Genomic DNA, 14,768 nt, shown 5'->3' on the forward strand with positions numbered 1-14,768 from the left:
TCTTCCGATCCACGCTCAATGCTTTTCCTCCGGTTGCTCGTTCAGCGTCTCAAACAGTGCGATCTGTAGTTTTGAGTGCAGCTTTACAAAACGATGCCACAACAAAAAAGCTAGTCCAGCCGCTGCTACCAGCACAAGAATGAGCAAATTGGTGGGCGGCAAAATACGACTACTGAGAATAACGATCAATAACATGATGCCGACGATCGAAAATGCCGGGATCACCTCAGCGATGACGCGCCGGACTGCAGATGTGTGCAATCCGGCGTGCTCTGGCCGCACCGCCATTTCCGCCAGCAACATACTAAGCGCCTGTAACTTCCGATACGTCGCAATCAGGAACGGTAACGAGACCAGCAAAGCACCGCCCCAGACTAACGCCTTCTGCACCTGTTCATCGGTGATCCACGCCGACAAATACTCACCTAACATATCGGCAAAATAACCTCCGATAATAAAGATCGCAGCGACCATCGCCAAATTAACCGTGACCTGCAATAAAATGCGTCGAATAATTTTTGACAATGCCGCACGATCGCCTTGCGGTTGCAAACTTTCCAGCCATGTGGAATACATGCGGAAAACCGCAGATAACTTTACCGGCATCGACTTAGCCAGATACATAGATAAAGGATCGGCGAGTTTAATCAAATATGGCGTTAGTAGCGTCGTCATGACAGATACTGCCACAACCGTTGGGTATAAAAAATCGCTGGTCACCTTAAGACTGACGCCAAGCGCCGCAATAATGAACGAGAACTCGCCAATTTGCGCCAGACCCATCCCCACGCGCATAGAGGTACGGCCATTGTGACCCGATAAAAAAGTCGCAATGCCGCAGCTAACCAGCTTACCCAAGACCACGGCAACAGTGATAACCAGAATCGGCAACCAGTACTTTACCAATACCGTTGGATTAACTAACAGCCCGATGGCGACGAAAAAAATCGCGCTAAACATGTCGCGAATCGGCTCAATCAGGCGCTCGATCTGAGGCAAATGGCGAGACTCGGCCATTACGGCACCGATGATAAAGGCACCCAAAGCCACGCTGTAGTTAAGCTTCATTACCAGCAGGCAAAAGCCGAAACACAGGCCCAGCACGGTGACCAGAAAAACTTCTTTATTTTTAAATTGCGCGACATAAGCCAGTAAGCGCGGCACGATCAAAATACCCAAAACCAGTGCCACGATCATGAACAACAGAAGACGCCCTACTGTCCCGGCCACATCGACAGCATTTACTGAACCAGTTGCGGCGATACCTGACAACAGGGCAATCATACCGATGGCAAGAATATCCTCAATAATCAGAATCCCGAAGATCAACTGCGCGAATTTTTCCTCTTTCATCTTAAGTTCAGTCAAGGCCTTGACGATGATAGTCGTAGAAGAGACCGCCAGCATAGCGCCCAGAAAAACGGCATCCATGGTCTTCCAGCCGAAAAATATTCCGATCTCGTAACCGACCCATAACATCAAACTGATTTCTGCCAACGCCACCAAAAATGCCGTTGCACCGACCTTTCCCAGCTTTTTAAGACTGAACTCAAGCCCTAAAGAAAACAATAAAAAAATCACACCGAGCTCAGACAGAATATGAATTGTGTGCTCATCCTGGATTAACTGAAAAGGCGGCGTATAAGGCCCGATAATGACACCCGCGACAATATAGCCCAGCACCACCGGTTGTTTGAAGCGGTTGAATACAACCGTCACCACACCAGCGATCAACATGATCACTGCCAAATCCTGAATGAACAATTCCACTGCCGGCATCGTTGATTTCCTTATGAGAAGGTAGAAAGTAAAATTATTGCAGAGATATTTACGATAACAATAAGCTATCGAACACTGAATGATAGTAAAACAACCGGTCACGTTATGTGCCAGCGAATGGCCTGATTGATAGACTCGAGGGAATCACTGCAGATACGAACGCCCGGCGAAATCCGCACGCCGAGTTATTAATCGTAATTTCTTGCAATCAACTAAGCGCCACCGCATGATAACGTATTTGACTAAGGCAGCTGCCTAACGCACTTGGGGAAATATTGCTGGCGGGTTTAACGCCTGACGTAACCCTGGCTAGAATTAACTTTGACGCCGTCGTCTGCGCTGGTACATTTCCATCAACGGCCTGGCAGAAATACCGTGTATCACAATTGACATGGCGACTACCGTTAACACGATGGAACTGATACGCGGTGCCAAGTCTTCCGCTTGATATCCTGGCGGAACAATCCATGTAAACTGCAGCGCAAACACCAGATAATAAAGCGATCCAATGCCTTTAATACCAAACCAGGCCATCAATCGCCGTTGTAACGACGTGACTCTGGCGCCGGTCATTGCCACCGCCACTGACAGCGGTCGAATCACAAAGAAAAGAAGTACGCCGAGCCATGCGCCCATCATCGAAAAGCCGATATGCGACAACAGCACGCCAGTCAGTATGACCATAAAAAATTCAGCAAAATTTTCAAGTTGCTGATTAAAGTCCAGAACCGTTTCGGTCATATAGGCGGACGCTTTTGCCGGATGGGTGGCAAGCTCTTCGTTGCCTTGGCCTAATGCGCGGTTAAGGGCTTCGCCGGGAACCCGATCCGCACTTAATTGACCGCTATTGGTGGCTTCAATACGTCGCATAGCCAGCCCCGCGGCGAACACGGCCAAAAAGCCGATGCCATGCATCAGCTCGGAAGCACCGTAGGCAAGTGCAATCAGACCGATCCCCAAAAATTCTTCCATTCCCAAGGCGATACGGAACCTGCGCCGCAAGCCGATGACTAATCGCCCCACCAGCCAACCCAGCGTCCAACCGGTGCCAAGGCCAGCGGCAATACCCCAGATTACCCGCGGCACGGTGAAAGCATCGGCAAATGATGCGGCAGAGGGCACGCCAAGCAGAGCCAGACCCAGCATGACAAACGGAAAAGCGGTACCGTCGTTGAGCCCCCCTTCGCCAGTCAGACTAAAACGAATCCGGTCCCGGTCTCCGATATCTTTTATCTGCACATCGGAGGCCAATACAGGATCTGTCGGTGCCAGGATCGCGCCCAGTAAAATCGCGGCACCCAATGGCAGATCGCATAAAAAGACCCCGACCAACGCGATTATCGGAATAGTGACCAGCATTGCCAGGAGGCCTAAACGTATTGGTAAGCGCCAAATGCCGTCGCGATAGGGGACGCGCAACTTCAGCCCAACGGTAAATAACGAGAGCAACAATGCAATTTTAGTGACCGAAGTCAGCAATGCCGCGTGCTCTGCCGGGACAATGTTGATCAGCCCGCTTCCCGCTGGGCCAAACGCATAACCGATGGGCAAATAGAACATTGCAGGGCTGAACGGAAGCCGTTCAAGGAGCGACGCCATCAGCCCCATTGAGAGTAGGAGGATGCCTACGATCAAATACCAGATAAGCGAATTATCGATCCCATTCCCCTAAAAGGACTTACGCAAAGTCGCCCCAGCTGCGTTGTGCTTTCCTAGTCACCAACGTGGCCCGGTACTCGCATACTGCCTTCGTCGGCACGCCTTGCTGGAACGACTTTGCGTAAGTCCTTTGATGTTTGAAAATTACCTTGCTGCGTCTTTGCCACTGCGTGGCGCGACTATCTTGGCCCCGATCCAACCATCCTAACTTTGCTGGCACGCCTTGATGGGACGACTTTGCGTAAGTCCTTTGATGTTTGAAAATTACCTTGCTGCGTCTTTGCCACTGCGTGACTCGACTATCGCATAAATACCATGTACGCGGAACTAGAACGAAGGGTAGAGTCGATTTATCAGGTGAAGTTCAGCGGGCACCAAATCGTATTTGGAAAAAGAATATTTGGATATTTAGAGCGGCTTGACTGGAATATGGCCGGTCAAGGCCGATCCGGCGTCGGGAGGCAGGCGGCGTGCCAGCGGAATCGAGGCTAGCGAGAACAGGCCTATGACAATAAATGCTGGCCAGAAATCGGCGGCGACCACCGTCGCATGCCCTTGGAGTCGACTGGAAAAAATAATTACCAGGCCGCCTATTGTGACGCCAAGGCCCAATGAAATCTGCTGCACCACGCTGGACAGGCTCGTGGCGCGGCTGACGTCCGCACTATCGAGATCTGCGTAAGCCATGGAATTAAAGCAGGTAAATTGCATCGACGGGAAAAACCCACCGAGCAATACGACAGCGATCATGACAATATACGGCGTAGTTGCCGTGAATAATCCGTAAGACGCCAACGCAATTGCAGCCAATAATGCGTTCCAGATTAACACTGAGCGGAAGCCAAACCGCCGCAGTACGGATGAACCTATAGCCTTCATGAATATTGCGCCAAAAGCCGAGGCGCAGGTAATGCTACCGGCGTGAAAAGCCGACATTCCCAACCCAATCTGCAATGACAGCGGCAACAAAAATGGCGCAGCACCGAGCCCGATCCGAAATAACGAACCGGCCATCACGCTGACCCTAAAAGTTGGAATTCGCAGCAAGCTCAAATCTAAAAGAGGAAACGGTGCCGTACGCGCATACCGGATATAAAAAATGAGAAAAAGCACGCCAATCGCACACATGCCCGCAGCCAGCTTTGCCGATATCAATTCTCCATCGATCAACGATAGCCCCAGCATCAGCAAAGTACTACCGATGGCAGACAAAACGAAACCTGCTACATCAAGCGGATAGCGCTCTTCTACCTTAAAATTATCAATAAAACGACCGGCCAGATAAATGCCAAGAATGCTGATCGGCACGTTAATAATAAAAATCCAGCGCCAGTGAAAGTAGGTCGTTATGAATCCGCCTAATGGTGGCCCGATGACCGGACCTAATAGCGACGGTATCGTCAGATAACTGATTGCAGTCACTAAATCGGAGCGCGGCACCGAGCGAAAAATAACAATCCGTCCCACCGGCACCATCATTGCCCCACCGATTCCCTGAAGAAAGCGCGCAGCAACAAAAGCCAGCAACGAACTTGACGCAGCGCACAATAGCGACCCGGCCATAAACACGCCAATCGCTGCACGAAAGACCGTGCGCGCGCCGAAGCGGTCTGCGACCCAGCCGCAAACGGGAATGAAGACCCCCAACCCTACGACGTAAGCGGTCAGCGCAAGCTTCAGGGTAATAGGTTGCTGTCCCAGATCGTGGGCGAGTACGGGCAAAGACGTCGTGATTACGGTTGCATCCATGTTCTCCATGAACAAAGCGCAAGCTACGATAAGGGGAATCAGAAACGTACGGCTAACTGCAGTCAATGGGAGAAGTTGCTAATCAAGAATATTATTGAAGGAACAAACTACAGTTAATGACGGCATCTAGTTCTTAACAAAAAGTCTTAACAAAGAATTTTTCATTACTTGATATCAACCTGTATTGTCGTTGGCAGAAAAGTGAATTAGAACTGGGCGCATACATAAAAAAAGCGTTCTACCCCAAAGAAGAACGCTTTTTTATGAAAAATCGGTTTAGCTCTGACCCGACGCGATTTTTGCGCCAGTATTGGTAGGTAACACCGAAGTATTTTCGGCCAACCATTTTTTCATGCGGTCCGCATCGCCTTGACGAGAGTATTTTCCGCGAGAATCAAGAAACACCATCACCACGCCACGTCCGTCCACATTGGTTTGCATCACCATGCAACGTCCCGCTTCGTTAATATAACCGGTTTTTTGCAGACCGATTTGCCATCCCGGATTTTCCACAAGATGATTGGAGGTGTTGTATTGCAATGGTCGGCCACCTGGCTCAACCAAATATTTGGAGTCGGTAGAATACTGGCGAATGATCGGATGTTGATACGCAGCGATTACCAGTTTTGCCAAATCACGTGCGCTGGCGACGTTCAAATGAGATAACCCGGTCGAATCCACATAATGTGCGCCCGTCATCCCGAGTGATTTAGCCTTGGCGTTCATCGCTACAACAAATGCGGGCAATCCGCCCGGGTAATTGCGGCCTAAGGCGGACGCTGCGCGATTTTCTGAGCTCATCAATGCGATATGCAACATATCCGTCCGGCTTAATTGGGAACCAACCCGTAAGCGGGAACTGCTATGCTTTTCGCGATCAATATCATCGTCGGTCACGCTCAACACTTCGTTCATGTCTTGATGCGCTTCGACTACGACCATGCTGGTCATCAGCTTGGTTAAGGAAGCGATCGGCAAAGACACTTGTGAATTTTTATCAAACAACACCTGACCGGTAGTTTGATCCAATACCAGCGCAACATTGGATTTTAGCTCCAAGGGATCGCGCGTTAAATTCAGGCCAGCGATCTCGCCCGCAGACAAAACTGCCGGTACGATCACTGCAGGCGCGACATACGCGGTGCGCTGGAATACAACCTTGCGACGACCATGGACGTAAACAACTTTTCTTACCACACCTTCGCGCTGCTCCAGCGATGCAAGATTGTTTTGACGCGAAGACTTTTTACCGACAACGCGCTCGCGTTTACCTGGAGCGCTGGCGATTGCGCCTTTAGTATTTTTTGCATGGCGCGAGCGGACTGCGACCGTTTTTTTTCCGGCGCCAGTTTTGCTCTTAACGGTTTTTGAAGTAGTCGCTTTGCCAGCATGTGCTTTGTTAGTATCCTCACCTGGCGCCGCAGATGCTGTCGCAACAACAAAAAATAGTGACAAAATTATAACTAGCGCAGTTTTGGCCATGTTTGGCTCCTGATTCAACAAACAAATAATCTGTCAAAGTGTAGGCAAATAGAGGAAAAATCGCAAGATAATTAGGGAGTTAGCCGATATATTTAAACGATTTTCTCTAGCGCTGCGAACAACTTCGATTAAATCCTTCCACAAGTTATCAAAATAGTCACTTCCTATTACTATATTAGCCAAAAACGATTATTTTTCAATCACAATCATTACAGAATCTATCGCGAATGAATAGTCCGATTCCAAGGCAAAATAGTCGCGCACTTCGGTCGGCGCGCTATCCCACAATGACTTAATCGCCACTACCCGGTCAGATGGCGTGCGCATTCTGGCAATCCAGCTGTCGAATTGCAGAGGAAGTTTCCAGCCTTTATCGCTGACCATAGTCAAACCGGCATTTGTCGCCAACGCATGCCACGCAGTGAGGCTGCGATTGCGCACATGTGATGCATCGCGCAACAGTTCGATTGACTGTAAATAAGTGTCCGCGAGTATATCTTCCGGTGACGCGGTATCAATCACGATACATTTGCCGCCGGGCTTTAAAACACGCGCCATCTCCTTTAATGCCTGCGGCAAGTTTTTCCAGTGATGTGCGCTGTAGCGCGTGCATACCAGATCAAAAGTCGCGTCGGCAAACGGCAGCTGGTCCGCGCTACCCTGCTGCACCTCCAGATTTGTGAGGCCACGCTCCTTGGCGGCGCCGTCAACGACGCACAGCATTTCGTCTGACAAGTCGTAAGCAATTACTTTGGCGACATGCGGTGCCAGCGCAAAACTGACATGTCCGCCGCCGCAACCTACATCAAGGGCGACAGCAGCATGGAATTTTTTGGCATAGTCGGCGATATCCTGTAAATCCGCGCCTTCGGCATGGACACTACTGGTTAAATACGCCGCAGCAGTGCTACCAAATTGTTCGGTCACGACCTGGTTATGGTTACGTGGCGTCGGTATCGCTGCGGGCGTACCGTTAATGTCAGCTTTTGTCATTTGCTCGTCCTGTGAAAAGTAACTGGGTTAACCTTTAGAGAGTTTAGCGGTTATTTATCCTGTTACAAGATGGGTACTTATACTATTATAATTACCAATAGGTTGATATCTTTTAAGCCTGCTCGCCATCTGGCCCACCTATGCAATTTAATGGATGGATGAAAAGCCGGGCTGAAAAGTCTCACTATAGGAAAAGTTGAATGGATGAATTAAGTAAGCGCAAAGCGTTAGGTGACTTTATCAAAAGCCAACGCTCGCAGATCGCTCCCATGCAACTAGCCATCGGCACGACCACGCGCCGTCGTACCCCCGGCTTGCGGCGAGAAGAAGTCGCGCAGTTGTGCGATATCAGCGTGACCTGGTACACCTGGATTGAACAAGGCCGGACGGTGTCGGTGTCGCCGCAAGCATTGGCACGGATTGCGGACGCGTTACGCTTGCCTGCGGCTAAGCGTAGCTACCTGTTTAAACTCTCCGGAAAAGAAGATCCTCAATTGCCGGGCATCGTAGACGACCAGATTCCTACGGATGTCATTGCGCTCTTACGCAAAATAAAAAGCCCCGCTTATTTATTGGATCGCTACTGGGACGTCGTAGCCTGGAATCGGTCTGCGCAGACATTATTTAGCGGCTGGCTCGATCAAAAATCTCAATCGAAAAATATATTGCTTTACACTTTTTGCGAACCGGCAGCGCTGACGTTTATTAGCGATTGGGAATTGCGGGCACCGCGTTTGGTAGCAGAATTTAGAGCGGATTGCGGGATGCGGCTCGATGAACCCAAAATTATGGCACTGGTAGAACGTATGTGCGCAGGGAGCAGCGCTTTTAAGCGTGCATGGAATATTCAGGATGTCACCGAGAAGGAAGGCGGCGAGCGGCGCTTCAACCATCCAACTTTGGGTACACTTAGTTATCAGCAAGTGAATTTGCGCGTCGCTAACCGGCCAGAACTGAAGCTGGTGGTTTTGTTGCAGGGATAGAGCGGTAGCCAAAAAAAGCGATAAATTACCGCCGAGGCAGCACACTTCGGATGGCAGACTAATCCGAAGTGATAATGGCGCTCACTTTTTGCGGTTATTTCCTGACGACAAAAATAACCCCCGCAATCGCCACCAGCATGCCAATTATTCCCAGTAAATTAAACGCCTCACCAAACATCAGCCAAGCCATCACAGCCGTGGTTGGAGGAGTCAGGTACAACAAACTGGTAACACTGGTTGCCGCACTTTTTCGAATCAAAGTAAAAAGTAAAAAGATAGCGCCTATCGATAATGCCAAGATAGACCACAATAAAGCGCCAATAAAATGCGGCGTCCATTGCACGGTCGAGAGTGTCGGCGAAAGATGCTCGTAAATAATCGCAAAGGGCAGAATGACGACGAAGGAAGCACTAAATTGAATGATGGTGCCGGTCCGCAAATCAAAATGCGGACAATGATGTTTCTGATAGAGCGTTCCCAACGTAATGGAGATAAGCGCCATTGCAGAAAGTCCGATACTGGCCCACGACAATCCCACCAAATTTATTTTGGCCACGACCACTAAAGCCACTCCACCCAAACCGAGTATTAAACCGATCCATTGGCGCGGACTGACCGACTCGCCTATCCATCGTGCCGCGACCGCCGTCAAGATCGGCTGCATGCCAACGATCAACGCAGACAGCCCCGCGGGCATGCCCAACTTGATCGCGCACCACACCCCCGCCAGGTAACCGGCTTGCAGCAGCACCCCCGCAACCGCTATGTGGCGGATATGTCCGACCGGCCAAGGCGCTTTCAGCAAAATTACCAGTGGCACCAGGATGATTAACACGCCTGAAAACCGCATGAGTAAAAAGGTCAGCGGCGGCGCGTAAGGCAGTCCAAATTTAGCAACAATGAAACCTGTGCTCCACAGCAGGACAAATAACATCGGCATCGCCAAAAGCAAGCCCGAAAGCAATGCAGACAGCGGGAGCGACGACCGGCCCGTCCCGCGCGTACCGACCGCTTTTAATTCGGCCGCTGCGGGCAGCGATGATGAGGAGGTTTTAACTGAACGCATAAAAAGTTATTTTATCCTGTGGTGGAGGGCGCACTATCGCCAGAGCCTGCAGCAAAATAGGTAATCTGACGACTTGCATGCCGGGCCGCCAAAGCAATTGTTTGTAAGTGGACCGCGACTGTGTCCTGTATATTTTTGCCGTACCCGCCGGCCATGGTGACGGCAACTGGAATGACGCGCTGCGCTGCGGCCGAAAACACCATTTGATCACGCTGCGCCAACCCTTCCATGCTCAGTTTCAAGCGTCCCAACCGATCACCTTCATGGGGATCGGCACCGGCTAGATAAATAATTAACTGCGGCGCGAATCGCGAAAATAATTGATCCAGCGCATCCTGCAAGACGTTCAGGTATTCCGCGTCCTGCGTGCCGTCCCGCAAGCCGACATCGAGGTCGCTACTCTCTTTACTAAATGGATAATTACCTGCACCATGCAAGGAGAGTGTAAAAATCGACTCATCGCGCGCCAGGATGGATGCGGTGCCATTACCTTGATGCACATCCAGATCGACAATGGCAACGCGCTGCACGTGGCGCTCTGCCTGCATCAGACGCGCCGCTATCACCGCGTCATTAAAAACACAAAAACCGCCGCCGTGGTCGGCATATGCATGATGGGTACCGCCAGCCAAATTGACTGCAATTTGATCACTTGAGGTTAACGCAGTTCGGCACGCGGCAATCGTCGCACCTACAGAACGACGTGACCGCTCGACCATTTTGAGCGACCATGGAAAACCAATTTCTTTTTGTGCCGAGAGCGTCAGCGTCCCGCTAGAAACCGCTGCAATATAATCAGGATGATGCGCCAACGCCAACACGCCGTCAGTCGTCGTCGGTGCTTCATGCAAGGTAATCCCTGCGCATAAGTTCTGTACACCCTCATGGACAAGCCGATATTTTTGCATCGGGAAACGATGGCCTTCGGGCAATGGCAAAACAAAATGGTCGCTGTAAAAAGCTTTCACTATTGAAATATAATTAACTCTAAGGCTTTAGTTTATCAGTTCAAGCGGACTGATTCAGGCTTCCCCACAGAGAAGAAAATTTGATCCAATAAGTTTTCTCGTGTTCAATACTATTTTATAGGAATTTTTGAACTTTCGATCTCTTTTGCTGCATCGCACCAATAATCGCTTGACAACAAAAAATAAACAGAATAAGTTAGATTATTGCATCGCACAACGTAGATTTTCTGAGCGGGACACAGTCCAGTTAATCCGCAGTAGCCAACAATGCTTGCAATATTCTTTTGCTGATCACATCAACTTTTAGAATCTCTGGAGAAGCTCTTATGTCTAACATGGAACAATTTTCGTCCGCAGCTAAAGCAAATTTTGAATCAAACCTGGCGCTATTTACCGATTTCACCACTAAGGCATTCAGTGGCGTAGAAAAACTGGTCGAACTCAACGTAACCGCTGCAAAAGCGTCTTTCGAAGATTCAGCCGCCTCAACAAAAAAATTAATGGCAGCCAAAGATTTGCAGGAATTCATGGCACTGAGCTTGACGCTTAGCCAGCCAAATGCTGAGAAGGCACTGGCCTATACTCGCCATGTGGCAAATATCGCATCGTCCACCAAGGCCGAACTGACCAAAACGACCGACGCTCAGCTAGCCGAAGGCAAACGTAAAGTCTTGGAGTTAATTGAACAAGTCACCAAAAGTGCGCCGGCCGGTAGCGAAAGCGCCATCGCTTTCGTCAGTTCAGCCATCGGTAGCGCTACTGCTGGATACGAGCAACTTTCCAAAACTGCCAAGCAAGCCCTTGATACCATGGAAAGCAATGTCAATAGTGCAGTCGATCAATTAGTACAGACAGCATCCAAATCGACGACCTTAGTCAGCGTCAAGAAATAAATCCGCCGCGGCGGAGGTGAACGTAAACAAAATTTGCACTGTTTAAAGTAATCGAAATAAAAGTAAGCGGTTGCGCGGAGAGGCATACCGAACAACCAAAAAATGCGGAGGCCGCCAGATTAAACCCTGGCTCCTCCGCATTTGAAGGTTTACTGATTTTTTCGTCTCAGCACTCTCCTTTATTGCATTGCAAGCGTCTAATACTCCTTCGGTATTCGCCCCAAGGATACTTAGACCCGACACCAACACCCGCTATTCAAATCCGCGTGACTTCACAAGAACTTTTGACTGACATGATCAGTTGCTCAGCCCGCTCACGCGTCACAAAGTCCATCAGCGCTGGCAAACCGCAAACGCGTAATAATTGATCGCTGCTGCTAAGTCCGGCAGTTCCCACTTTCAACGATGCTTGCAATACCTCCACTTGCACTTGCAAACGTTGCCGCGTTAACGCAGTCGGACTATCCACCCCGGTAATAATTTCGGCGCGTAATAACTCTTGCAACAGCGTTTCCCGATTATTTTCCAAAACGGCAAGATAGGTATCAATTGCCTCCCTTTCTGCAATCTTGTGCAAATGGAGAGCGGTATCAAACCGACTGCGCATCGCTTTTTCAAATGGTCCGGGCAAGGCGGGCATCGCTTGCCAGCTCGCCTCCCAACCATCAGGGTTGGTGTCGGCTTCAGCATCGACATCCAGCCCCAGACTGACCTCGACCAACTGGCACAGTGCCAGCTTGTCGCACAATGCGTGCGCCTCAATAATCATGGCGTTTTGACGCGCATCATCAATCAATGCTTGCAGAGCGGCAACCGCGGCATTGTGTCGCGCCTCGAGGCCCGCCTCAACCCCACGTGGCACGGGACCGGTTTTATTCCAGTCTTGCTGAAACTGCCGTAAAAGTAGAGGCAATGCCGCCGGAGTGAGCCCGTCGGATGGCGTGATAGCCGCTTCAAGACTGACACATAGCGCTTCTTTAATCTGCAAATTCTGGCGACGTTCAGCGTCCGCAGTTGACGCAGCTTCTTTTCGCTGCGCAAAAATCATATCGCATGCGGTACGAAAACGCTGCCACAATAACTGTTCATCCTGACGCGACAATGGCAACGCCTTAGCTTGCTCCTGCCAGCGCTGTTGCAAGTCGCGCAAACGCTCGGCAGTGTCGCGCTGGTTCGGCGACAACTCGGAAGCTTCGGTGATCAATTTTTCTCGCAGCGTGATTTCACGTTGCTGTTGCACCGTCAGCGGTGCCAGCAATTGCTGGGTCGCGTTGTTAAAAGCTTTATCGAGCGCCTTTTTTTCGCTGCGATTAATAGTGCCGATATTTCTCCAGGCTTGCTGCTTTTGCTGGCAAAATTGCGCAATGGCTTTCCAGTCAGGCGCTGTTGTGAGAGGGGCTGTTATGTCCGCTGTTATATCCGCTGTTATATCCACTGTTATATCCGCTGTTATATGCGGTTCAGCGGCAGTATTGTCGCCCTTCAAAGTTCCCTGCAACGCTAGCGCGGCGTATTGCTGCACTTCTTCAATTAGCATCAGCGCCTTGATCTGGTTACGCTGGCGCTCTTCAGCAAGCTGCTGAAAGTGTGCGGCAACCGGTACATAAGCGGCCGCGCATGCAGCATCGAAACCGTCCCATAATATTCTGGGTGCCGAACCAGCCGAACTATCGAGTGATTTCCAAAGGGCACGTAAACTCCCAATTTTTTTCACCAGTTCAGTGACTGCCAATTCTTGCGCTGGCAACTCTTGCGCGGCTTTTACCAGCTCTTCACGGGAGACGTTACCGCCCCAACGCGCCCAGCCCTGCAAGCGCCCCAGCTCTCCGCGGGCTTGTACTAATCTCGCGTTGTGTGGCATCGTGATTTTAAATGCTTTAAAGTCCATGGCCCGCAAAGTCTTGTCGCAGTCCATCGCGACCTGCAAAGCGCCCTCTTCCAGCGCGACCTCCAGGCCTTCTAAAGCGGCTAAAAATTGACGCTGCAAAGAAACTTTATCGATAACGGTGACCAGCGCTGCATCGACGTCGGCAACATCAACCGGCGGCTTATCAGCTGCGACAACCTGTGCAGTTGGGGGCGCAGTGCGTGCCTGATTAGCTTCCATACTTGACTGAAGCAATACTGCATATCTCTGTTCTAGCGTTTCATCCACTAACCAATCAGGTAATGCTCGTAGAGTGATCCAGCTGCGCCGCAACGCCTCTGGTTTCAAACTCTCAGGAGTCGATTCCCATTGTGCGAGCAGTGCATGCCGCGCCGTCAGAGCTTGCTGATGTTGTTGCAATATCTCTGCGTGCTGCTGCAAATCTTGAAAGGCTTTGGCAAATTCAGGCGAAAGATGCTTGGGCAAGGATATCGCCTCTGAGCTGGTTTCGTGCTGGTGCATTTCCGCCGCGACTGACGCTACCTGTGAGGCGATATTTTCGACAGTCTGTGCCTGAGGATCGGCGCTGATGTGCTGAATAAGTTGACGCACGCGCGCCGACAATCCTAAAACCGCCCGTTGTAAAGCGGCCTGCGCTGCTAACCGGTCCGCCAATGCAGTGCTGATTAGCTGAAATTCCTGCTGTTGTATTGCCTCAGGCTGTTCAATCAGCTTCCAGGCGCGGTCTAGCTCTGCGACCTGATTAGGCAACAATTGCAATTGCGCAAGCAAGCGCTGCGCCTGCTCCAGACAACTTGCAGCCCGAACCGACGATTGCTGCTGAAGGCGCAGAACATCCAGCCGCGATTGCATCAATTTTGCGACCCGGCGATCCACGTTACGCATCGCTTGCAGCACTGTCTCCAAACCTTCCGCGCTTTGCACCCATTGCGCAGCCTGTAAACGCGCATCGGCAAAATCGGCCTGAAGAATAAATACGACCGCCGACGATTCTTCGGTCAACGCAGTCGCTTGCTGCAACGCTTTTTGACGGGCGCTATCGGTGGCTTGGGCGCTGGCAACGCGATTTTCCGACTGCTGACGTGCTTTTAAGACCACCTCTGACTCTGCAGCGGCAGCCGTGCGATCACCACGCTTAAAAAGAAAACCAAACATAGAATAAGTACCAATTAATTAAGGGCGGACCGATTTAATGACACACAGTCAAAAACCAGACAAAAAAAGCAAAAATACGAGAACAAACAGGCCAGCCAGCCGATCTGTAACCGAAAGCTGAAAATGTCACCGTGAGAGGTAACAGGGTGCACG

Annotated in this window: 10 protein-coding genes; 2 read left to right on the top strand and 8 right to left on the bottom strand. The window is 50.6% G+C overall.

Annotation, left to right across the window (positions count from 1 at the left end):
- Window positions 1–15: 15 nt before the first annotated feature.
- The 5 genes from HAV38_RS17355 to HAV38_RS17375 all read right to left on the bottom strand — a co-directional run bounded on the left by HAV38_RS17355 (window position 16) and on the right by HAV38_RS17375 (window position 7,662).
- Entirely contained in the window at window positions 16–1,779 is a 1,764-nt protein-coding gene (locus HAV38_RS17355) for a cation:proton antiporter (protein ID WP_168056654.1), read from the bottom strand.
- A gap of 315 nt (window positions 1,780–2,094) precedes the next feature.
- Window positions 2,095–3,387 carry a cation:proton antiporter gene (locus tag HAV38_RS17360; RefSeq protein ID WP_168056930.1) on the bottom strand — a complete coding sequence of 431 codons (1,293 nt, stop codon included), beginning with the start codon at window positions 3,385–3,387 and terminating at the stop codon, window positions 2,095–2,097.
- Between the two features lie 459 nt (window positions 3,388–3,846).
- Window positions 3,847–5,253 carry an MFS transporter gene (locus HAV38_RS17365; protein ID WP_260326440.1) on the bottom strand — a complete coding sequence of 469 codons (1,407 nt, stop codon included), beginning with the start codon at window positions 5,251–5,253 and terminating at the stop codon, window positions 3,847–3,849.
- Window positions 5,254–5,463: 210 nt separating this feature from the next.
- Window positions 5,464–6,669 (bottom strand): D-alanyl-D-alanine endopeptidase, encoded by a 1,206-nt coding sequence (gene pbpG, locus HAV38_RS17370; RefSeq protein WP_168056655.1) that lies wholly within the window; start codon window positions 6,667–6,669, stop codon window positions 5,464–5,466.
- A 189-nt stretch (window positions 6,670–6,858) separates the two neighbouring features.
- A complete protein-coding gene (locus HAV38_RS17375; RefSeq protein WP_168056656.1) occupies window positions 6,859–7,662 on the bottom strand; it encodes a class I SAM-dependent methyltransferase in 804 nt (267 codons plus the stop codon).
- Window positions 7,663–7,862: 200 nt separating this feature from the next.
- On the opposite strand from HAV38_RS17375, the gene HAV38_RS17380 reads away from it, so the two are divergent.
- Window positions 7,863–8,645 (top strand): helix-turn-helix transcriptional regulator, encoded by a 783-nt coding sequence (locus HAV38_RS17380; protein WP_168056657.1) that lies wholly within the window; start codon window positions 7,863–7,865, stop codon window positions 8,643–8,645.
- Between the two features lie 94 nt (window positions 8,646–8,739).
- Here the strand turns inward: HAV38_RS17380 and HAV38_RS17385 are convergent, their stop codons facing one another.
- Window positions 8,740–9,711 carry a DMT family transporter gene (locus HAV38_RS17385; protein WP_446423269.1) on the bottom strand — a complete coding sequence of 324 codons (972 nt, stop codon included), beginning with the start codon at window positions 9,709–9,711 and terminating at the stop codon, window positions 8,740–8,742.
- 11 nt (window positions 9,712–9,722) lie between these two features.
- Window positions 9,723–10,679 carry a histone deacetylase family protein gene (locus HAV38_RS17390; RefSeq protein ID WP_245182422.1) on the bottom strand — a complete coding sequence of 319 codons (957 nt, stop codon included), beginning with the start codon at window positions 10,677–10,679 and terminating at the stop codon, window positions 9,723–9,725.
- Between the two features lie 326 nt (window positions 10,680–11,005).
- Between HAV38_RS17390 and phaP the strand changes: the two genes are divergently transcribed.
- Window positions 11,006–11,572, top strand: a complete 567-nt coding sequence (phaP, locus tag HAV38_RS17395) for a TIGR01841 family phasin (RefSeq protein ID WP_168056658.1) — start codon at window positions 11,006–11,008, stop codon at window positions 11,570–11,572.
- A gap of 256 nt (window positions 11,573–11,828) precedes the next feature.
- Here phaP and HAV38_RS17400 read toward each other — a convergent pair whose 3' ends face one another.
- The gene (locus HAV38_RS17400) at window positions 11,829–14,615 is read right to left on the bottom strand and encodes a DUF349 domain-containing protein (protein WP_168056659.1); all 2,787 of its coding nucleotides are present in this window, start codon (window positions 14,613–14,615) and stop codon (window positions 11,829–11,831) included.
- Window positions 14,616–14,768: the final 153 nt, after the last annotated feature.

Origin of the sequence: Glaciimonas immobilis (assembly GCF_011947285.1) — a bacterium.
In the GTDB taxonomy this organism is placed as follows: Bacteria; Pseudomonadota; Gammaproteobacteria; order Burkholderiales; family Burkholderiaceae_D; genus Glaciimonas; species Glaciimonas immobilis.